Here is a 22,772-nt window from a genome sequence, read left to right on the forward strand (position 1 = left end):
CTTCCGATCGCTGTTATTCCCAGATTTCTTTTGATCCCTTTCTAAAGGGGGAAATCCGGGAATAAAGGCGCACGCTTCGCTTCTTCAGGTTTTTTCTGTCCTCTCCGTTATTGTGTAAATGTTAAACTGAACCTATATAGATCCCTGTTCCATTAGACTGCGCATGAAGTTTTTTGGTGTACAGCCGTGAATTTCTTTGAACTTCTTAATGAAATAAGCAGGGGTACGGTAACCGACCGAACTTGCGACCTGCTCAACTGTAATTTCGCGTTGTGTCATGAGTTCCCGTGCGCGTTCCATTCTCTGATTCGTAACATATTCGGAATAAACAATCCCGGTTTCTTCCTTGAAAAGTTTACTGAGATATTTAGGGCTGATGAATACTTGCTCTGAGACATGATCCAGCGTGAGATCGCCCGATAAGTGCTCGTGAATATAGGCTTTGACAGCCGAGATGGTATCCACACTTCGTACCTCGCTGCGCTTCTCCATCTGCATCACAAATTCGGTAACGAGATGAATCATCCATTCCGAATAGCGGTTGATATTGTAGAACAATGAAAATTGCTTGTACAGATTCAATGAGCTCGCCTCGGCGGGTTGCAGGCGCATCTGATTAATACACTCCGCGTAAATAGATACCGTTTTTAATAATATGATACGGCTGTATTCGGCGGAATAGGGGCCTTCCTTTATTGTCGCGACCAATTTCTGAATGGCCTCAACCGTACCTTGCACATCCCGAGTCTGCAATTTCTTTTCAAAGTTGACGAGGTATGACTCCGGAATTTCCAAACTGCTGGCTTCCCTGTTCAGAAGATCAAGATCCTGAATGGCAGACTGCTCGGGAAAGAAGTAGCTGTAGCGAATCAGGATATTTGCCTGATGATAGCTTGTGTGAATCTTCGTGAAGTGTTCTACCCATCCGCCTAACGATAGTACAAATTCCAGGCCAAATCTGCTGCTCGCCTCAGCGTGAATAAAGTCAACAATGTGATCAGAGAGCGGTTCTTCGGGTTGGTTGGTACAGATGATTACTGCTATTTTGTGATCCTGCAATTCCTCTGCCAGCAGTTGAGTTCCATCCATTTCTGTGAGCTCCAGTTGCTGGATCATCGTATACAATGTATGCTGCAACTGTCGTGGCTGCAGATCCTTCCACTTCTCATTGACGGGGTCAATGACGATGCAACGGAAGCGAGAGTAGGCCATTGAAATGTGAACAGACTGGAGCTGTTCCGAAAGTTCTTCGGGTGTAAATCGATTATTTAACATATTAAGCATGATACTATGCTTAATCATTCTGTGATTGGCCTGTAAGGTTTCTTCAAGACTATCAACTTTATTGGACAGACTGTTAAACGTTGTATCGATGAACCGATATTCGTCTTGCTTTAAGCTGGTTGGGCTGTCCATCCGGCTCTTGATGTTATTCATGATTCGCTTAAGAGGACTATAGTTGGCCCTGGTAAAAATGGAGGACATCACGATCCCAACTGCGACAGCCAACAAGCCAAGAAAAACCGAAATTTCTTTTAAGCTATCCAATTTATAATAGAAGCTTTCATTAGGTGTGGTTGTGTATATTCTCCATGCATTTCCTTTAAATTGATCTTGGGTGACGACATGAGAGTCATAGTTAAATACAGGTGCGAAGCTCTCATCTGAAGAATGATAGGCAAGGAGCGACTGCGTTAGATTCTCCTCCGTGGAGCTGCCTATCAACGTTTTGTCCGCGGCAGATATGACGGTTCCGTCCTGATCGATGATTAATGTATTTGCATAGTCAGCAGGGATCATATTTTTAATGATCTGACTGATCGCTGATTCTTTGATATCAATCGCAATCATGGCCTTACTGTCTTGTCCAGACGATTGAAACGGGTAACTATGGACATAGGAAATTAGATGACTCATATTGCCCTGTTCCCGTGATTCGATATAAGCATCCTGAGGCACCATGCGAGTCTTCATCCATAAGGAGCTTTCTGGAGTCTCTTTCATCGCAGCAATCCAATCCGTCGTATGATCCACACTCGAAGGCGTGTCCTCATAGAGCAATAGCCCATATACAGATGAGACGATGAAGTGGTTCCTCGTATCGTACACATGAATAGCTTCAATGAGATCCGAATAATTTTGCACCATATTTTTGAGGGACTGTTCGATGTCCAAGATTTTGCTATGGTTTCCTTTTAAGCTATCTAAATCGATACTTGCTGCGTTACCGAGTGCCAGGGACAGATAGACCTGATTCACCTTCTGGATCACGGAGCTCTCAATAGTATTGACGGTGCTTTTCAGCGAAAGTTGATTATTGATTCGAATCTCTTTGCTGTATTGATGAGAGAAGAAGAGGTATAGAATGGAGCCGAAAAGAAGCGCAATGACAAGAACGACAGCAAGGTAGGAAAGAACCATTTTGGATCTCACAGATTGAAATGGCTTATGCATTCTTTTTCCCCCTTCGTTTCTCGTTTCTAAACAACTTCATCATTATATAGCAGGCCGAGGACTAGAAATCATGTTGATCGAAATTTAACAAACTCCCACTCCATAATTTACTTTCAGTTAATAAAGCGTTTACAAAAGTAGGTGTTTTAATTGATAAATGTAGTATCTAACTCCATTTTTCTTGGCATATAAGCTCCGGAACGTACGATTTTGATATAAAACGGAATTTGTTCTATAGATGCGAAACGCTCCCTAATGCTACAGTAACGGCAGATCAGACATCTGTATAGAGTCTTTCTTACTCATTTGCAGATGCAGAAGCAAAAAAATAATTTACCATAACGGGAGCGTGTATTTGCAAGCCATGAGAAAACCACTTAAAAAGTCACTGGCATTACTTCTAATGTTGTCTATGGTAGGTCCGACATTTGCAGAGAAGAGTTTTGCAGCCGATCAGAAGATTCAGTTCTCTGATATTAAGGGACACTGGGCGGAAGCAAATATCCAAGCATGGGGTGATGAAGGATTAATTCGAGGTTACCTGGATCATTCATTCAAACCGAACACGTATATTACCAGAGCAGAATTTATGAATTTGGTAAACGGTGCTTTTGGATATTCCGGACAAGCTAAAATTACCTTTAACGATGTGTCTGAGAGTGCATGGTATTACGAAGCAATTTCTATTGCAAATGCGAATGGATATATAGATGGTTACACCGATGGCACAATGAAGCCGCAAGATCCGATTACCCGTCAAGAAGCAGCTAAAGTGATCGCTGGCATTTTGAACTTGGAGTCAAATGAAACAGCAGCGAATGTATTTAGCGATTCATCGTCTATTGCGGCGTGGAGCAAGGGAGCAGTAGGTGGAGCGGCAGCAGCGAAAATTGTCGCTGGTTATGCAGATGGAAGCTTCAAACCGCTTAATTCCATTACTCGTGCGGAAGCGGTGTCTGCGCTCGTTAAGGCTGTGGAAGCAGATGCTACTACAGCTGCCAAACCAGCTAAGCCAAAAGGAACGGCAACCGTGCTGAATGTTAACCCCCCAGCAGATGAAGCTCGGTTGTCCGCCGTGAAGCACGGAGCCAATGCTGGAGACGACACCTTGAAAAATATTGCGGAAACCAATCCGTTTATTGATATTTTGGACGGTTTTGATCAAGTGTGGTCCATGAACCAAGCGGATTGGCGAGATGGAACAGCGGCAACCAAAATTGGAGCTGACGGAAAAAATGCAAAGTATGGAGATGGACCGTCCCCTTATTATGACGGATTTAAAAATGACCCAACCGTAGCCGTCGCTGATCAGAAAACATATGCAAATGAAGAGATCCGAAACAAAGCGACTTGGGAAGCCAATATCAAATATGTCGAAAAGGTCACGCAAAACCGCACGGGTGAAGAGGCTTTGGCAGCCTACTATGATGACCAAAGAGATAAGATCTATAGCGTGATGGAGGGCTTTGGTCCGTTGGCTAACACGTATGTAGATATCATCAAGCCAAAGACAAACGTTGAACGAACGGTGGACGAGATGAATGTGGTATTGACCGAAGAAACAGTGGAAGATGAAAGCCAAGGTATTGGAGATTGGGATGAAAAAACGGAGCTTTCAGACTTGGTTCATTTGGTTGATCTGGTTCGATTCAAAATTCCTGCCTCATCTAATCCCTCTAAATATTTCTACTCTTCCCCTAGACCGTGGAGAATGAATTCCAATGGAGAAGTGAAAGAAGTTGTTGACAGCAAAGGATTGCCTGTATGGGAAACCATGGGCGAAGGTGAGAAAAAAGAAGTACCTTTGGCTTCAGGCGGCACCAAATCAACAGGAGAAAAACATTACCAGCAATACGAAACCAACGTTAAGCTTATTCCTGCCTTAAGTTATGTCAAACGAATCGCTGAGGATGGAAGAGGAAAAGATGGCGGATTTCCGAGCGGACATACCAGTGCAGCTTACTTATCCGTATTTCCTTTGGCATACGCTACACCAGAACGATTTGCTGAATTGTTAACGAGAGCAGCTCAGTTGGGAGAGAATCGAGTCGTAACGGGGATGCACTCGCCGCTTGATGTTATAGGAGGAAGAATACAATCCACAGCCATGGCTGCATATGCACTTAATCAGGCTGAGAACAAAGATGTGTTAGAGAAAGGTTATGAGAATGCCGGAGAAGTATTTGGAGCTGCAGCCAAGGAAAAAAATATGAGTCTGTATGAGTATGCACACACCGTAACTGAGGATTACACGTTCAAGAGTGCTTATGATGAACACAAATGGGAAGATCATGATGCCAATAAAGCCTTCTATAGAGAAAAGATGACTTACGGTCTACCACAAACCGGAACCAAAGGTTTGGCTCCAGTTGTACCGCAAGGAGCAGAAGTCCTGTTGGAAACGCGTCAACCGTATTTAACAGATGAGCAACGCAGACAAGTGTTGTATACAACATCCATTGACTCTGGATATCCTGTACTGGATGAATCCAAGGGCTGGGGTAGAATTGATCTGGTCACGGCTGCGGATGGATACGGTGCATTCTTGAACAATGTAACTGTGGATATGGACGCTTCCAAAGAGCGCTTTAATGCACAAGACTGGTGGAGAAATGACATTACCGGTAGTGGAATGCTTACGAAAAAAGGAACAGGAACCCTTACATTGACAGGGAAAAATAGCTACACTAGCGGAACCTTACTGCAAGCAGGAACGCTGGTAGCCGAATCTGAAACTGCTTTTGGTACAGGTGATCTGTATGTAGAAAATGGAACAGTTGTCGTTGATGTCGACGGCGCACTCAACTTAAATAGAAACTTTACCATGGATAACGGTACGTTGGAATTGGTAGTGACTGATAACAACAGTCAGCTGAATGTCGGCAGAAAGCTCTATATTGATGGAGGAAGTCTCAAACTCGACTTGTCCAAGCATAAGATTGAAGGTTCCAAAGATATTACGTTAATCACGGCTAATGGAATCACAGGTGAATTCGACAGTGTAACGGCAGATGGTTATGACGTGACTGTCACGTACGAAAAGGGCCGCGTCATTGCACATGTTGTAGCCAAATAAGTGAAGTAATTATCCATGATATAAAGTGACTAAAGTATGTTACACATGCCACTTCGATGACAGAATAACCTTCCGATCATTCTTCGCAAGACAAAATTAGTAATATAGAAAAGGGCTGAAACTACAATGTAGTTTCAGCCCTTTTTGCGTACAGATACGTTGGATATAGGGGATGTTTTCAATACGTCCTGAAAGCCGAAGTGTATCTGAAAGTGTCCGGAGTAGGCAAGCGCTAAATACTGAATGTACGAGCTAGCGATCAGGATGTCGCAAAGGCGATTCTCCTATTTTCCTCTACCAATGAAAATTTTCGCTTTGTACGAGAGGGGCAGGGGTTGTCCTCTCAGTCGCGCTTGGAACAGAGCATGAGCAGGGATTGAGCGCTAACGAATCTGAGGCACGTTATATCGAAATGTACGGCGTTTTAGAGCGTTTTTATCGAGCGATTTTGGGAAATAACGTGTCTGAGGTTCTTTACAATTTTGAAAGAGGCTGTAGAGGTAATATAAGACGTCCTGTGTTCCTTAGAAAATCGACTGGTTACTCAATAGGAACAGCCTGACGGGAGCTCGATAATTTTGGGACACTGACATCCATCCTCGTATAGCATCCCGAGTAAGGAGACACGACCTGATCTGTGAAAATCCAGCCGAGGGAGGGCCGAGTCTCGTATCATCGAGGTGGGTATCTAAGTTTAATCATAAGGAAGCGGCTGGATGCGTAGGTTATTCGTCGGTGTTGGTACCAGATGTACGACGTGTATTTCCTTCCAGTTCCGTAGAGACTTGCTTCGTTGGTTCCAGATCCGTATGTCCTGCGTAGGGGCGATCACTTCGAGAGCGTGTCCCAGTCAACCCGAAACCCGAAGTGAATATAATCAGCTGTAATGCAAGGGCGTAGGGCGCAGCAGCAGGTCCAATCAGATGGAGCAAGGAGCATAGTGCGATCAGTAAGGAGAGCATTTTGGTTACTGTACGTGGCCTATCCCGGCGTGGGCTGGCCCAGAGCAGATAACCATATATTATGGTTATCATTAGGGAAATCGCGCGAATCCATGGCAAGATGCTGTCCCATGAGTCTACAGAGACGTCCAACATCCGCTGACGAAATACCAGATCTGTAATCAGAAACCCTGTGGCCGCCAGTGCAGCTGGTTCGGCTATGGGCCGAAGGATGGTCCAGACCGCTGTGCCCCAATGATCTGCATGTGTATCCCGGCTGAGTTCATCCGATAATACGGTGCATTCCCGTTCCAGTGCTCTGTGCATCAGTCCGAGTCTGGCAGGGTCATGATCCTTAATACAGTCACGGATCTGGTCCTGTAGCTGAGGGGACAGGTAAGATGCAGCTTTGCAGGCTAACATGGCTGTTATCAGATCATTATGTTCGTGTTCTGATCGTTCATAATTCCGATTTTCCTGGATGGTAAGTTGTCCCAAGAGGGCTGTACTTATGTATAATGTATCTCGTATCCTTCTCATTCGCCTTTCGTGGCTGCGGCGAACTTCAGTGGCAGACCATATGTATATCCCTAGAAGCAAAGCCATGACTCCAAACAGCATAGCCACGGCGCCTGGGCGCGATGTTAGATCTTCAATCCAACGTTGAAACACACTTGTTCCTCCTTTGCACCAACTTCACGTATCATGAAACACGCTTCACGTAAGCTTTCTCTCACTATTACACAGGAAGTAGATGAATTCAAGCAGAAAGGGGCACAATTCATGGATCATGTGAATATTGAACACACACCACCCGCAGCGGTGGAGTATCTTGCCTTGCGGCAGATTGCCGGCCTTAGTGCAATGAGCAGGGAAGGGGCGGAGATTGGATTACCGAATAGCCTGTTTGCCGTATGTCTGCGTGAAGAGGATATGCTGATAGGCATGGGGCGAGTGATTGGAGATGGAGGTTGTTTCTTTCAGGTCGTCGATATTGCTGTACACCCGGATGTTCAGGGAATGGGGTATGGAAGACTGATCATGAGCGAGATTATGAATTATCTGCGTGAAGCAGTACCTGCCCGTGGTCTGGTCAGTCTGCTGGCGGATGTTCCGGCTGATCGCCTGTATGCTCAATTTGGATTTGAATACACCAGCCCAAAATCGGAGGGTATGTGGTGGAGGCAGGGAGAAGAAGGACCGACTACCTAGCGGAATGAAAACTGAAATTTTAAGATAAGAATAGACTTAGGTCGTATGAAATTATCTTAGTATAGCCGCATTTAGCGGCTTTTTTCATGATTCGTGTTGAGTGCTGGCGGAGAGAGGGGATACTTAAGAGTGTCGGTGCTTCTTCCGCTAGTTGAAGTAAAGATTATTTTTCTACATATAAGCTGTAAGAGATAGGTTTACAAGTTGTTCACATCCGGTTTAAGATGGCGTGAGCCGTTTAAGGTATATAACAATAGGATTAAGTATTAAAATAACGGTAAGTTGATGAGATGATATCTACAGAAAAGAGGGAATTCATATGAAAGTAACCATTTTTGGAGCAACCGGAGCGATTGGCAAGACGATACTGTGGGAGCTGATGGATCGTGGGCATGAAGTGACAGCGGTGGTGCGTGATCCGTCGAAGATTGAGATGGTTCATGAGCGTTTGCGTGTAGAACAGGGAGATCTGCTTAACCCGGATCAGGTGGCAGATTTTGCAGCGGGTCAAGAAGTGGTTGTGAGTGCGTATGGACCGAAGTTTGGAGAAGAAGAAGAAATGCTGGAAATCACACGCTCATTAATTGAAGGTGTGCGCCGTGCAAAAGCAGGACGGCTGGTTGTGGTTGGTGGAGCGGGAAGTTTGCTAACCGAATCCGGTGATATGCTGATGGATACGCCGGGATTCCCGGAAGAAGTCAAACCACTGGCAAAAGCACATGCAGAAGCCTATGACCTGATTGAAGCATCAGGTATTCACTGGACCTACATGAGCCCTGCTGCGACAATCACAACAGGACGTCGGACAGGCCAATTCCGGGTTGGCATGAACCGTGTGATTACGGATGATATCGGGGAAAGCTCGATTTCGGTTGGTGATTTTGCAGCGGCTTTGGTGGATGAACTGGACGATCCGCAATTTATCCAAGCTCGGTTTACGGTAGGTTATTAAGCGTAGACATGCTTTGGAATGGATGATTTAATCTGAAGGTCTCGTACACGGGATTAATAGAGCTTCCAATGATGCATGGAGCGCATCGTGGTAACTATATGAGGTTAAGGGAAAGATAGAGATACAAATATAGGATGCAGCGTTTAGTGTGAAGTTGTTGCTTTTAGGTATGAGATGAGCTTGTCACGGGGAGGGATGAACGTTGTTTATCGTAACCGCTGAACAGATGAGAGCTGTGGACGAGCATACCATTCATCAGCTCGGTATTCCGGCAGCAAGTCTGATGGAGAATGCAGGACGAGCCATTGCTGAGGAAGTGATCAAGCTGTGCCGGGAAGGGCAGGCAGAAGGCAGGCTTGCGGATTCAGTAAGGCTTGGCTATAACAGCAAGACAGATGCGAGGCGGGCACACACCGGGCCCGGTGATCGGCAAGGGTATGGTGGCGACATCATCGCCGATCCGGCGCTGGTGATGGAGCGCCCGGGAGATCAGCAGTGGTACATGCTGATCGGCAAGGGCAATAATGGCGGCGATGGGCTGGTGGCCGCGCGCCATTTGGTTGAAGCGGGGCTTGGCGTGACATTGGTCTACGCCGATGCTCCTGATGCACTGCGGGGCGAAGCCGCAATGCAACGGGATGCCGCCGCGAAGCTTGGCATCCCTGCTCTTGTCCACGGGCGCGAAGCCGTGGACTTCAGCCGGTGCACAGGCATCGTGGATGCGCTGTTGGGCACCGGCTCGAAGGGAGCGCCGCGGGGAGCTTACGCGGCGCTGATCGAGGCGGCGAACGACAGCGGCAAGCCGGTCGTGTCCGCCGATGTGCCAAGCGGGCTGGACGCCGACACCGGAGAGGTGTACGAGCCCTGCATTCAAGCCCGGGTGACCGTATGCCTCGCGCTGCTTAAGCGTGGGCTGGTGCAGTACCCGGGTGCTTCTGCCGCGGGGCGCATCGTGGTGAGCGCCATCGGCATTCCCGCGCGGCTTGCGCCAGAGCATGGCCCCTCGGTCCGTCTGCTGACGGACGAGGTGCTGCGCGGTGCGCTGCGCGTGGATACAGGCCGTCTCCGGGCACCGGACGGCCACAAGGGCACCTACGGCCACGTGTTGCTGGCCGCAGGAAGATTGCCGATGAGCGGCGCTGGCCTGCTCTCGGCCAAAGCCGCGCTGCGCGCAGGCTGCGGGCTCGCCACATGGGCGCTGCCCGCGGCACTGCTGCCGCATGTCATCGGCACCGTACCCGAGCTCATGCTCGCTGCCGCCGCCGATGGCGACAGCGGCGAATGGAACGCGGCTTCCGCCGACGCCGTGCTGCGTCTCGCGGAGAGCCGCGACGTGCTCGCGACCGGCCCCGGCCTTGGCCGCTTCCAGGGCGACACAGAATGGCTGCGCCGTCTGTGGCAACATACGGATCGTCCGCTGATCATCGACGCGGACGCCCTCAACATGCTGGCAGACGCTGGCCCAGAGGGGCCTCGCGACTGGGGCCAGCGAAGTGCGGCGACAATCCTGACGCCGCACCCTGGCGAGATGGGCCGACTGCTGGGCATGTCGACCCAGGAAGTGCAGCGTGACCGCATTGGACACGCTGCAAAATACGCCCGCGAGCAGGGCGTGACCCTTGTGCTCAAGGGAGCACGAACGGTCATCGCAACGCCAACCGGCGAGGCGTACATCAACACCACCGGGCACGCCGGCATGGCAACTGGCGGTGCCGGAGACGTATTGACCGGCATCATCGCCGGTCTGCTTGCCCAAGGGCTCAGCGCGGAGCAAGCCGCCGCGTTCGGCGTATATCTCCACGGACAGGCCGCCGAACGCGCAGCCCTGCTGCGCGGTGACCCGTCGTCTCTACTGGCCGGAGACATCATCGACGCACTGTGAGGATGGGGCAGGTGTGGGACAAGCTCGTCAGTGCTCTAACGAATCTTACACACCTTATGCCACGGTATACATGGAGGAGCAAAAGCTAACGAACCTTATCCACGTTATTTCTGTGTATTTCAGAGAATATACCTGTAAAACCAGGCTGAATTAGGGAATAGAATGCCTGAGATTCGTTAGTTTTTAGAATCTGCAATGAGTGGCCCAATAAGGTTTGCTCAGTTTGTTAAACGTTTGGATCTGAAACGCTGATACCTTGTTATCAACTTTCGTGTCTGCTTACCGTCTTGCGCGTGCCATGGGAACGATGATTAGATGAAACAGCGATTAGCTATTGAAAAGGGGAGCCCTGTCATGATCCATGACGGAGACTCCCCTTTATTTGTTTTTATGTTTGTATGTTCACGCTACCTGATCCTGGCTTGCTTATAACCTGCCCATAACTTGCCTATAATCTGCATCTAACCTGCATCTAAACGACATCCGAACTACGCCCGGTCCGAATTCTCCCGACATCTTGATTACAACCGGAATCGCAGCAGCTCCTGATGCATCTCTGCGCTGATATCACGCAATGACTTCACCTTGATACTTGCATCAGCGAAGGAACGTTGTTGTTCCGACGTGGAGGCGGTAATCTCTTCACTGCTGGCAGCTGACTGCTGGGTGATGGCACTGATATTTTCGATGGCCTGTTGCACCTGTGTACTGAGTTCATTGGAGTGTTGCATGTCCTCAGCAAGCTGATGGATGCCGGTACTAATCCGTTCCACACTTCCACGAATGGCGGAGAAGGATTCACGAGTCTGGCTTGTGGCTTGTTCCTGTTCGCCGAATAGCTGCATGCTCTGTGCTACAGAGTTCTTCACCTTGTCCATGGAGGTTGTGATTTCGCCCACAGCCGCATAGATATGTTTGACCGATTGCGCAGATTGTTCGGCGAGTTTGTTCACCTCGCCGGCAACAACAGCGAAGCCACGTCCGGCTTCTCCAGCGCGAGCAGCCTCTATGGAGGCATTTAACGAGAGCATGGTCGTTTGTTTGGCAATCTCCGATACATATGCCGTCATCGTAGTGATTCGAACCGCGCTTTCTTCCAGTTCCCGCACCGTTTGTTCCACCTCGGACATCGCCATGCGATTCACTTCGGCCAGGCGGAGTTGCTCTGCTACAGCCTTATTACCTTCCTCAACGGTAGTTAATACTTCACGACCATCGATCACCGATTGGGAAGTGGCCTCCAGATTGCTATTGAAAGTAGACTGCATTTTGTCCACAACCATCACCGTTTCACTCAGATCCTCGGCAATCTTTTGACTGCCAATCGAGAGTTCCTCCGTGGTGCGGGATACTTGCTGTACGATCGCTTGGGCTGTATCATTACCGCGGTCAATATCTTGTGCCATCAGATCGACCCGCTGACCCGCTTCACCAATCGACTGAATAATGCCACGAATATTATGAGTCATGATACCGAAGGAGCGACTCAGGTCATCGAGTTCATCTTTGCCCCGAGCTTCCGGTAATTGTCCGGTCAGGTCACCGTCCGCAATTTGTCCAGCGGCGTCTTTGAGTGTTCGAATACGTTTGGCGATCTGACGTGAAGTATACATATTAAACAGCATTACGGCGACGAGCAATACGATGGCTCCTGCCAGAGCGGCTTGCCACGTTTGCTGAATGTCATGTTCCAAATCAACCGTATATTGATCATAACGATCCCGAGTCATCTCATCTAACGAATAGATATCATTCTGTATGCCCCGAACCCGAGTGCTGTAACGTTTTGCTTCCGCACTGTTCATCTTGCTCATCGCTTCTGTGGCTCCCTGGTTGAGAGCTTCTAATTTTGTCTCGATGGACTGAATAAGTTGTAACTGCTGATCTGTTTCGAGCAATCCGTCCGTAAGCTCCTGAATCATCGTTTGGCCTTCATCCAGCAAGCGAAGTACGGCGTCCTGGTTTCCTGCTGTCATGGAGAATGAGTAGACATCCAGCGCCTGCTGGGTCTGAATCTGATTGGCATTCAGTTCACTCACCTTGAGCATGGCGGGTACCAGATTTTGATTTTTGGCATTCATGCCGAGCAATTGCATGATGATATAAGCCACTAGCACAAGGCATAGAAGCAGTGAAATTAGAGCATTAAATATCAGTTTTCCCTGTAGTTTCATGAGCGTACCTCCTCGTATCCGATGGGTTATTGATCAAGCTTAATTTTGATTTGACCGGAAGAGATCTTTGCCTTCAGATCTTCGAAGGTTTGCTGTTGTTCATCACTGAGCGTGATATTATGTAGAGCAGTCAGACCCACGGCGTTCTCCGCCAGCCCCTCCACGATTTCCTTTTGAGGGAAGGTATGATTGTTTTGAACAAACGTGTTAACGGCATTATAGATAGAGACATCCACATTTTTCAGCATGGACGTAAGAATGGCTTTTTCCGCCAAAAAGAATTGATCGGTATCTACACCGATGGCGTATTTCCCTAATTTCTGAATCTCCGTCAGTGCGCCTACGCCTGTGAGACCGGCAGCAACGTAGATCACGTCAGCGCCCTTCTCCTGAATCATCTGTGCAGCCAGTTGTTCACCGAGATCAGCATCACCGAAGTCCCCTGCGTAGACGGCATCAACGGTTGCATCCGGCTTGACAGCCAGAACACCTTGTTTAAAACCCTGCTCGAAATTACGAAGGACAGGTATCTCCATTCCACCAATGAAGCCAACATGATCTTCCGTTGAAGCCATAGCAGCAATAACGCCTGCCAGATAACTTCCTTCTTCCGCCCGGAATGAAATGGAGGCGATGTTAGGCAGTTCGGACTGACTGTCAATCATGAGGAACTGCTGGTCAGGATATTTGGCTGCAACTTTCTCCATATCCGCTTGGACAACATCACTCAGGCCGATAACCAGATCAAATTTGGCTTCCGCAAACTCTTCAAATGCAACTTCGGCATTCTCGCCTGGTTCACGATAGTCAAAGACAATGCTTTTCTCATTTCTGGCCTGAACCAGTCCATCAAAAGCAGCATCATTAAAAGAACGGTCACCCAGACCCACTTCCGTAAGCACGATTCCAACCTTCGTTCTTGTGTCTGTTGCCGTTGTTGTATTATTGGCCGAACATGCCCCCAGGATCAGTACCGTCAGGATCAACATTAGGGTGAGACCTAGACCTGCGCGTCTGTTCTTGTTTGTTTTCATATGTGGTACCCTCATTTCTGTAGTCGCATTTTTCTGTTTTGCATGGTTCCTTAGCTCCAGGGAATGACGTATACATGATGACACGTATGGTGAGGATTTCCCTTTATCTATATCGGTCAGAAAGGCACTGTGATTTATGATATGTAGTGAAAATTTACGAAAAAATAAATATTTTTCATGAATTACACATTATTTTTACATTTCTCTGGTTAAAAGGGTACCTGAATATCTACAGTATGTTGTTTGCTGATGTTAGAAGTCCAAAAAAGGCACAAGAGAGATGACGTGAATCATCTCTCTTGTGCCATAGAATAGCACCCTATACGGATGATAAGGTAATCATCCTATTATAAAAATGACGCGAGTTTTACCAAGCCGCAATCGAGCCATCCGCTCGGGTTTCCGTACCCCCGCATAATACGCCATTGTCCGGGTTGCGCCAGATGATCTGACCACGTCCAAACTGGGATGGATCGAGTGCCACTTGAATATCATGTCCCTTGCGGGCGAGTGCCTGTGCAATGTGCTGTGGGAAACCCGGTTCCACGAGAATTGTTTTGCCCTTCGTCCACTGCCAGCGCGGAGAATCCAAGGCGGCCTGTGGGTTCAGATGATAATCGATCGTATTCATGACCACCTGCACATGACCTTGCGGCTGCATGAAACCACCCATGACACCGAATGGCCCAACCGCTTCGCTGCCACGGGTGAGGAACCCCGGAATAATCGTGTGATACGTTCGTTTGCCCGGCTCCAGTGCATTTGCATGATTCGGGTCCAGTGAGAAGTTGTGTCCACGATTCTGCAATGCAATGCCCGTCCCCGGAACAACGAGTCCAGACCCGAAGCCCATATAGTTACTCTGGATAAAGGAAACCATATTGCCTTCACCATCGGCCGTAGCCAGATAGACGGTTCCACTTGCGCGTGGATCACCTGCCTCAGGTGCGCGTGCGGTATCACCAATGAGTTTGCGCCGTTCTTCTGTGTATGCCTCGGACAGCAGTTCCTCCACGGTCACACCCATTTTGCGTTCTTCGGTAATATATTTCTCCCCATCGGCAAACGCCAGCTTCATGGCTTCAAGTTGCTGATGATACGCCAGAACGGATTCTTTCTCGTCAAAATCATATCCCTTCAGCAGATTAAGCGCCGCGAGAGCAATCAGTCCTTGTCCATTCGGCGGAATCTCCCATACATCGTAACCACGATAGGAGACGGAGATGGGATCAACCCACTCCGGCTGAAAAGCCTTCAGATCTTCGCGAGTCAGATAACCACCGTGCTCTGCCATAAAGGAATGAATGCGCTCTGCCAGTTCTCCTTCGTAAAAGTCTCGCGCTTCGCTCTCGCCAATCTGGCGCAAAGTCGCCGCATGATCCGGCGAGCGCCACATCTCTCCAGCTGCGGGAACACGCCCGCCTGGAGCAAATGTCTCAAACCACGCACGGCCTGCCTCCGCATCACCCTGGCGTGCATAGATCTCGGCTGCCCTTGCCCAATGGCGGGCCAGCCCAGGCGCAAGCGGATAACCTTCCTCCGCATAGCGGATGGCCGGTTCCAGCGCTTCCGCCAGCGTGAGCCGCCCAAAACGGCGGCTCAACTCAGCCCAACCCGCCGGTGCGCCAGGCACCGTCACCGGAACAACCCCAAGCTTCGGCATCTCCGTATAGCCTGCCGCTTGAAGCGCCTCAATGGATATGCCCTGAGGCGCAGGGCCGCTGGCATTCAGGCCATGCAGTTTGCCCTCGGTCCATACGAGGGCAAAAGCATCGCCTCCAATGCCATTAGACGTGGGCTCCAGCACCGTGAGTGCTGCCGCAGTTGCAATGGCGGCATCAATGGCATTGCCGCCTTTTTTCAATACATCCAGACCGGCTTGTGCAGCCAGTGGCTGAGACGTGGCGACCATGCCTTGTTTCGCATACACAGGCACGCGGTAAGAGGGGTACGGTTGGTAGAGTGGATCGAAGTTCATCAGGTTGTTCAGCTCCTTGTCGCTAGATGTCAGGCTCCGGATAACCGGATCATACTCCTAACCCTCTTCGCAACTGGACAACTGATATCCTGCCACACCTGCCAAATCCAACCTGACATCAGCCTATGTCGTTACCATATCGCCGCCATTCACATGAATGCATTCACCTGTGACGTAGGATGAATCGCGGGAAGCGAGATAAACGTAGGCTGCCGCCAGTTCGTAAGGCTGACCAGCCCGACCCATGGGCGTATCTGTTCCAAATACCTGTACATCCTCCGCAGAGAAACTGGCAGGGATGAGTGGTGTCCAGATGGGTCCCGGGGCGACAGAATTCACACGGATTCCCTGTGCAGCTAGCGATTGGGCGAGTACACGAGTCAGCGATACGACGGCTCCTTTGGTAGAAGAGTAGTCGATCAGTTGGGTATTGCCTTTATATGCCGTAATGGAAGCCGTATTGATGATGGAGGCACCTCTGCACAGATGGGGGAGAGCGGCCTGAATCAGAAAGAAATAGGCGAACACATTTGTCTGAAAGGTGTGATACAGCTGCTCTTCTGTAATATCAACGATACTTGGCTGCACATACTGTACGCCATGATTGTTGACCAGAATATCGATCTTCCCGTACGTTTCCATGGTTGTGCGGATGACGGCTTCACAGTTTTCCTTTAAGCGGAGATCAATCTCGATTAAGAGACAGCGCTGTCCGATTTCTTCGATCCGTTCACGAGTCCTTTCGGCATCTGTCCGTTCATATAGATAAGCAATGACGATATCCGCACCTTCCTTGGCAAAAGCGATGGCGGCCGCCCGGCCGATTCCACTGTCACCACCCGTAATAATGGCAACTTTACCTTGGAGTTTACAGCTGCCGATATAGGCAGGATCTTCACTAATTGGTTCAGGCACCATCAGGGTTTCCAGACCGGGTTGCTGGTCCTGATGCTGGGGTGGAAATGCCAGTTTTTGGTCCTTGCATACCGTTTTCTTACCATAAAAAGGATAGACAGGATTCATTCGCTTTACATCCTCCTCGAACGTTCATTGATACGGATAACCTATGCATTCGCCCAGAAGAAGGTGCGGGAGGAAGCAGCAGAACGGTTGTTTTTATTGCACAGAATATACCATAATAAGGATAGATCCTTAAATCGATGGAGGTGTCAGGAGCCACATGAATATTCAAGGAATTAATCATTTGTGCTTTTCCGTATCCAATCTGGAGCGGGCCATTACCTTTTATGAGCAGGCTCTCGGTGCCCGAATTCAGGTGAAAGGACGCAAACTGGCTTATTTTGAGCTTGCCGGTCTGTGGATTGCCCTGAATCAGGAGGATGTTATTCGCAACTATACGGAACGAACCTATACCCATATTGCATTTACCGTTACAGAAGAGGAGTTCAACGCGTCTGTGCAGCAGCTGCGAGCAGCGGGTGCTGACATTCTTCCCGGAAGGCCAAGAGATCCGCGGGATGCATTATCTGTATATTTCACCGATCCGGATGGTCATCTGTTCGAACTGCATACAGGTACGATGAAGCAAAGGCTGGATTATTATCGCGAAGACAAGGCTCATATGACCTTTTATCCGTGAGTTCATGTGCAAATTGAGAAAATCTGCAATTATAACTCACATATCTATTGTCTAAACATTGGAATTACCTATAATATGGACAAAGGTTACCTTAATTTACCAATGTTAAATTCGTTGGTTCAATTCCAAGGAGGTTTGTCATGATTCAGTTCCCTAAGCCGGATGTCGAGCAATATTTTCAGACGTACCGTATTTCGCATTTTGCCGTATCGGCAGACGAGAAACGTTTGTTCATGGACAGCAATCTGAACGGTCAGCCGAATATTTGGGCGATGGATTTGCCTGGAGGATACCCGTATCCTTTAACGTACTTGAATCAGAGCAGTCAATTTATCAAAGCAGACCCGAAAGGACGTCATCTTCTTACTGCATTTGATCGGGATGGAGATGAGAACTATCATCTGTATGCACTTCCGCCCGAGGGTGGTGTCCCACTGCCTGTGGTTCCGGCAGAACCTAATGATCGCTGTTATTTCGCTGATTTGTCCGAGGATGGACAACGTCTCTATTATGTCACCAACGCGGGTAATCCGAATTATCTGAATTCACGCCGCATCGATCTGGAGACAGGAGAAGATGAACTGTTATACAGTGGAGAAGAGGTTACGAGCAGCCTGGTGGCTGTAAGTCCTGACGAGAAGAGTTATGTCATTTTAAAAATGTACTCCAATACGTATCAGACGGCGCATTTGCATCGTAACAATGAAGAAATGGAGATTCTGCCAGCTTCAGAACGTCATAGTCAGGTATCCGATCTGATTTTTGCAGATGATAATCGTCTTCTGTTCATTACCAATGATGACTCCGCATACGCTTATGTGGCTGAGTACCGTATTGATACCCGCGAATTCCGTTTATTGTGCCGAATCGAAGGGGAAGATGTGGAGTTTATCCGCTGGCATCAGGCTTCCGAGACCTTATATTTCTGGACACTTACAGGGCCGGAGAATCGTATGTACGTATTGGGCAAAAATGCCGATGAGCCTCGGCGCATAGAGATGCCGCTGGATACGATAGAGCAGGTGAACGTTACGAAGGCTGGTAATGTGTATATCCTCGGACGTGGAGCGATCCAACCGCATAACATTTATCGCAAAATCGCAGGTGATGAGTCCTGGGAGCCGCTGACTGCCAATCGGGTAACCGGACTGGACCCAAGTGATCTCGTGTACCCTGACGTTATTCGGTATAACTCCTACGACGGACTGGAGATCGAAGCTCTCTTGTTCAAAGCAAAACCAGAGCAGGCCAATGGCTACACCGTATTTTGGCCTCATGGTGGGCCGCAAGCATCCGAAGCGAAGTTTTTTCGGCCGATGTTCCAGATGATGCTCGCTCAGGGCTATCATGTCTTTGCACCGAATTTCCGGGGCAGTACCGGATATGGTGCGGAATTCGTCAAGATGGTTGAGCGTGATTGGGGTGATGGTCCAAGGCTGGACTGTGTTGCCGGGATCAACTGGTTGTTCGATCAGGGAATCACCTCGCCAGAACGGTTGTTTGTGGTAGGGGGAAGTTATGGGGGATATATGACCCTGTTATTGGCAGGTCGCCATCCGGAGCTGTTCCGGGCTGCGGTCGATATTTTTGGGCCAAGTAACCTGTTCACATTCCTGGAATCCGTGCCGGAAGACTGGAAGCCGATGATGGATAACTGGCTGGGTGATCCGATCCGTGACCGCGAACGTTTAACGAAGGATTCACCGATTACGTATCTCGATCAGATGGTGAATCCAATGCTGGTCATTCAGGGTGCTAATGATCCAAGGGTCGTGAAGGCCGAATCCGATCAGATCGTGGCCGCGCTCCAGTCCAAGGGAATGGATGTGGAATACATCGTTCTGGACGATGAGGGCCACGGATTCTCCAGAAAGGCAAATGAGATTCTCGTATACCGCCGGATGTTGGAGTTTTTGCAGAAACATCAGGAGGCACCGATTGCACAAGCTTAAGTTGAGGGATTCCATCGTTGAACAAAATATAGTGAGATGAGGAAAACCGCCAGAGATCATCCTTGATCTTTGGCGGTTTTATGCGTGCGCCCGCTTGTTGGGCGGCATATATGGAACGATACATGCGTTAGTTTGGAAGACTGTTATCCATTGAGCGACCTGTTCAAATCTACTAATTAATCTACTAATCCAGCAATGTGACAATTGAATTAATGGACTGCTGCGCCCACTGTGCCAAAGGCAGGTCGGCTGCCCACGTCACTTGTCCAGTCGCTTTGGCTTCCCCCCACCATAAGATACGTTGATAGAGCAGATGCATGCTGAGACGTGTGCGGAAGTGTTGGCATTTCTCTTCATCTGCTGCACAGACCAGATCCCGGTAGCAGCGAAGGAACTGTGCGGCCAGTTCTGGTTGACCCTCACGAACATACCTGGTGGATATTTTGGTTAGGTCGGCTGTGCCATCTCCGAAGTAGGCGGTTGTAAAATCGAACAAACCACTAATCTGCCACCCTGAAGAACGGTCATTCGGATTTTGAATCAAAATATTCTCGACCTTGAAGTCTCCCATGACAAAACATGGAACAGCTTTGGACCGAAATGCCGGTTCAGCATTTTTGAATTGCTCGTCCACCCACTGAACATCTTCATCCGTAATCACCGAGTACTGTTCAGCATCATGTAACCAGTGACGAATGGTCCCGTACAACCAGTCCAGATAATCGCCTGCAAAGGAAACAATCTGCTGCGCTACAGGATCATATTCCCCGGCATCGGGCACCTTCCAGCGGTGCAGTTCAGCCAAAGTATGGGCAAACATACAGGCGATCTCTTCCTGATCTTGCTGTGACAGTGAAGCCTGGAATGCTGGATCATACAGGTGATTCCCGGGCAGGCGCGGCATTATGGCATAACTCCAGCCTAGCAGATGGGTATCTTCATGTAATAAATATGGATCAGGGACAGGAATGGACGTATGTTTTGCCAGTTGTTCTACAAAGAACCTTTCTTCCTGTAACTGTCCTGCATATAAAGGATTGCCTTTCAGAATATATTCTCCACGGGAAGAGCGAATGAGCAGTGTCTGACCCATAACACCTTTATCTGTTCGTCGATAATCTTCAAGGGTTCCCAGGTCAAGCTCATTCAGCGCATCCTGCAATGAAACTGCGGCCACTTCGCCAAGTTGATTGGAACCAAAATATATACGGGTTGTCATATGGCCGGACCCTCCTGGATATTAGTCCTCATTCTCTTCGTCAGACAGGTCATACGTATCCTCATCGACCAATCCACGGATGAAAGCTTCAAAATTCGGCGCAAGATATGTAATCTCATAATCATTTTCCTGATCTACATGAACGACACAAGGTTCACCTTCAGGGCCGCAGAAGCGATAATCCAGCATAACGACATCATGACCAGCGGATGGACAATCACAGATCACAATCCCCAGGTCGGGGTATCCCCAATCCTCGATCATGAACCGACTTCCCAGCTCACCAGCGAGTGCGTATGTTTTATCGTGTCCGATTCCCATAATGCTTGAAATGGCAATGTGATCCTCAGCCCAGGAAGTCGCTTCTTGGGTGGGAAATACAGTGAGCGCAGGGATACCGCCGTTTTGCGTATTCATCAGTTGAATATAGGAGGCAGGGAGCTTGTAACCCAATTCGTGTTCAATCGAAACAATCGTGGCTTCGTCAAAGGGAGCCGACACATGGTTGTCCCGTGCATAATCACTCTGTTTCCAGAATGTCCCTGGGTCGTAGGTTCCTGAAGCAGCACGAAGATGGTTCAACGTGCCACGCTGCTCCCATTCTGTTACTTGTTCTTCATGGCGTTGTCGATCCCGCCGCATCTTCTCAGCGAAAGGTCGAATCTGACTTAGAAATTCAAGGGTTGATTCATCATGTGGCTGAAGTTCGTTAGCTCTCTCAAAAGCCAGTAGTGCCTGTTCATAACTCGCTATATGACAGTATGCATAACCCAAGCGGTATTGCCAGAGCGGGTCGTTTACTCCTTGCTCCTCGACAGACAACAGTTGTTGAATGGCTTTGTGACAACGTGCATCATTATTATAGGCTCTGGCGAGTTGACCAATCAGATCATAATCCCGCTCTGAGACGGGGATACGTTCAATATGTTCAATAATGAGACTGAATTGGTCCTGCTCATGCCACAAATTAATTTGTTCCAGCAGTTCTTTTTCCATGAATAGGCCTCACTTCCGTAGGAGGGGTATGAATCTCTTTCATTATATAATAAGTGCGTGTTGGTTGGAGAATGTATAAATCAGCATCTTCGTAGCATACTGTGTAAGTATACTTTAAGTTTAATCCATAAAGTTTAGGTTATGTTTAACTTTGTTTAAGTATTGTGTTGAAAGTTAAACTTTACTATCCTATACTAGGAGTGTGAGGTGAGATGGATATGGGAATTACAAGAGTTGAAAAGAATATATTTAGTCAGAACACAGATGAGATTGCTTCTGAGTTAGTTCAGAGCTTGAGCAATACGGATAATAGCATTTTACTGTTCAAAGTGCTGGCACTTGCAGTCAAGAATAATACTGAATTTGTTCGTAGCCTGGATGAATCTATCTTTGAAGATGCTGATATCTTTAGAGAAAAGTATGTTACTCTTCTCAAACATGCGTTAAGTCAAGCAGTGAATGTACCGACAGGAATTACAGACAGTGGTGTTCCTTCTATTGAAGCTGTACGTTCTTATACTCCTAAAGAATTATCTGTATTTTTTGGAGTGAGTATTACGACGATTTTTAACTGGATTGATCAAGGCCGTTTTATGGGGATTCAAAGAGCCGGGTCCAACAAACATAATCTCATCCCAGACGATACTACATATGTGTATGGATCAGGTAAAAGAACGACGATTAAAGAGATTGTGACTATGTGGAAAAAGGAAGAGGCAGGACGCCAATCCACAATAGAAGTCAGTGACCTGGATTACCACACGGGGCAAATTGCCTTATACGAAGATAAATACAAAGGGGAATTCGAACGGACACTCGGAACTAAATTGAATTTAACACCTGAAGAAGAAACCGATGCACAAGTTTGGAAACACCATTTGGGGAGGCAGCATCTTGGCTTTAAAGATACCGAAAAGTAATTTTCGTTTTATTGAGAATGATTTTTCAGATATTATTATGGAGATTCGAGATGGTGCCCAGGGTCTTCCAAGCAGCACTAGAACTATTCGTAAAACAATTGTCTTTAATGATTTATCGAAGATGTACTGTGTAGAGGAGATAGATCGAAACGGGGGATTCATCGAGTTATATTGGTATGATTGGTATGATGATCAAAAGGAGTTGGTTATGAAATTCCATGCTCACTATCATCCTGATGAAACACCCGCTAATATCACGATGTATGACCCGTTTCATATTCATACGGCAAATGAAAGAAGATTGAATAATGAAAAATTTCAAGAATTATATACGATTCTTGAATTTATTAGATTAAGAAATATCTCTATTAAATTATAATAG

General features: G+C 48.1%; 16 protein-coding genes. 8 read left to right on the forward strand and 8 right to left on the reverse strand.

The genetic code is table 11. The features are described 5' to 3' along the window. Positions 1–132 precede the first annotated feature (132 nt). On the reverse strand, positions 133–2,454 hold the full coding sequence (locus MKZ13_RS02650) for a helix-turn-helix domain-containing protein (RefSeq protein ID WP_339181558.1): 2,322 nt from the start codon (positions 2,452–2,454) through the stop codon (positions 133–135). 364 nt (positions 2,455–2,818) lie between these two features. Between MKZ13_RS02650 and MKZ13_RS02655 the strand changes: the two genes are divergently transcribed. Further along, on the forward strand, positions 2,819–5,530 hold the full coding sequence (locus tag MKZ13_RS02655; RefSeq protein ID WP_339181560.1) for an S-layer homology domain-containing protein: 2,712 nt from the start codon (positions 2,819–2,821) through the stop codon (positions 5,528–5,530). Positions 5,531–6,255: 725 nt separating this feature from the next. Here MKZ13_RS02655 and MKZ13_RS02660 read toward each other — a convergent pair. Then, the gene (locus MKZ13_RS02660) at positions 6,256–7,143 is read right to left on the reverse strand and encodes a hypothetical protein (protein WP_339181562.1); all 888 of its coding nucleotides are present in this window, start codon (positions 7,141–7,143) and stop codon (positions 6,256–6,258) included. 111 nt (positions 7,144–7,254) lie between these two features. On the opposite strand from MKZ13_RS02660, the gene MKZ13_RS02665 reads away from it, so the two are divergent. The 3 genes from MKZ13_RS02665 to MKZ13_RS02675 all read left to right on the forward strand — a co-directional run bounded on the left by MKZ13_RS02665 (position 7,255) and on the right by MKZ13_RS02675 (position 10,517). Continuing rightward, on the forward strand, positions 7,255–7,683 hold the full coding sequence (locus MKZ13_RS02665) for a GNAT family N-acetyltransferase (protein ID WP_237177682.1): 429 nt from the start codon (positions 7,255–7,257) through the stop codon (positions 7,681–7,683). A 319-nt stretch (positions 7,684–8,002) separates the two neighbouring features. Then, positions 8,003–8,635 carry an NAD(P)H-binding protein gene (locus tag MKZ13_RS02670; protein WP_339181564.1) on the forward strand — a complete coding sequence of 211 codons (633 nt, stop codon included), beginning with the start codon at positions 8,003–8,005 and terminating at the stop codon, positions 8,633–8,635. Between the two features lie 202 nt (positions 8,636–8,837). After that, entirely contained in the window at positions 8,838–10,517 is a 1,680-nt protein-coding gene (locus MKZ13_RS02675) for an NAD(P)H-hydrate dehydratase (protein ID WP_221823705.1), read from the forward strand. A gap of 521 nt (positions 10,518–11,038) precedes the next feature. Here MKZ13_RS02675 and MKZ13_RS02680 read toward each other — a convergent pair. The 4 genes from MKZ13_RS02680 to MKZ13_RS02695 form a co-directional block, all read right to left on the reverse strand. Further along, complete coding sequence (locus MKZ13_RS02680; protein ID WP_221823703.1) at positions 11,039–12,691, reverse strand: methyl-accepting chemotaxis protein; 1,653 nt, start codon at positions 12,689–12,691, stop codon at positions 11,039–11,041. 26 nt (positions 12,692–12,717) lie between these two features. Further along, positions 12,718–13,725, reverse strand: coding sequence for a BMP family ABC transporter substrate-binding protein (locus MKZ13_RS02685; RefSeq protein ID WP_221823701.1), 1,008 nt, complete (start codon positions 13,723–13,725; stop codon positions 12,718–12,720). A 367-nt stretch (positions 13,726–14,092) separates the two neighbouring features. Then, a complete protein-coding gene (locus tag MKZ13_RS02690) occupies positions 14,093–15,703 on the reverse strand; it encodes a gamma-glutamyltransferase family protein (RefSeq protein ID WP_221823755.1) in 1,611 nt (536 codons plus the stop codon). Between the two features lie 123 nt (positions 15,704–15,826). Continuing rightward, positions 15,827–16,726 (reverse strand): glucose 1-dehydrogenase, encoded by a 900-nt coding sequence (locus MKZ13_RS02695; protein ID WP_339181570.1) that lies wholly within the window; start codon positions 16,724–16,726, stop codon positions 15,827–15,829. Between the two features lie 157 nt (positions 16,727–16,883). On the opposite strand from MKZ13_RS02695, the gene fosB reads away from it, so the two are divergent. Beyond that, positions 16,884–17,303 (forward strand): metallothiol transferase FosB, encoded by a 420-nt coding sequence (gene fosB / locus MKZ13_RS02700; protein ID WP_339181572.1) that lies wholly within the window; start codon positions 16,884–16,886, stop codon positions 17,301–17,303. Between the two features lie 140 nt (positions 17,304–17,443). Further along, positions 17,444–19,255, forward strand: a complete 1,812-nt coding sequence (locus tag MKZ13_RS02705) for a S9 family peptidase (protein ID WP_339181573.1) — start codon at positions 17,444–17,446, stop codon at positions 19,253–19,255. A gap of 184 nt (positions 19,256–19,439) precedes the next feature. On the opposite strand, the gene MKZ13_RS02710 is transcribed toward MKZ13_RS02705, so the two are convergent. Both MKZ13_RS02710 and MKZ13_RS02715 read right to left on the reverse strand, forming a co-directional pair. Continuing rightward, positions 19,440–20,474: an aminoglycoside phosphotransferase family protein gene (locus MKZ13_RS02710; protein WP_339181575.1), complete on the reverse strand. Its 1,035-nt coding sequence runs from the start codon at positions 20,472–20,474 to the stop codon at positions 19,440–19,442. A gap of 21 nt (positions 20,475–20,495) precedes the next feature. Further along, positions 20,496–21,470 carry an SMI1/KNR4 family protein gene (locus tag MKZ13_RS02715; protein ID WP_221823692.1) on the reverse strand — a complete coding sequence of 325 codons (975 nt, stop codon included), beginning with the start codon at positions 21,468–21,470 and terminating at the stop codon, positions 20,496–20,498. A gap of 212 nt (positions 21,471–21,682) precedes the next feature. Here MKZ13_RS02715 and MKZ13_RS02720 point away from each other — a divergent pair, with 212 nt between their 5' ends. Both MKZ13_RS02720 and MKZ13_RS02725 read left to right on the forward strand, forming a co-directional pair. Continuing rightward, positions 21,683–22,390 carry a helix-turn-helix domain-containing protein gene (locus tag MKZ13_RS02720; protein ID WP_221823690.1) on the forward strand — a complete coding sequence of 236 codons (708 nt, stop codon included), beginning with the start codon at positions 21,683–21,685 and terminating at the stop codon, positions 22,388–22,390. After that, positions 22,365–22,769 (forward strand): DUF6516 family protein, encoded by a 405-nt coding sequence (locus MKZ13_RS02725; RefSeq protein WP_339181579.1) that lies wholly within the window; start codon positions 22,365–22,367, stop codon positions 22,767–22,769. Before MKZ13_RS02720 ends, MKZ13_RS02725 begins: the two co-directional genes overlap by 26 nt. Positions 22,770–22,772: the final 3 nt, after the last annotated feature.

The sequence above is a fragment of the Paenibacillus sp. FSL R5-0701 genome (genome assembly GCF_037973995.1).
Classification (GTDB): Bacteria; Bacillota; Bacilli; order Paenibacillales; family Paenibacillaceae; genus Paenibacillus.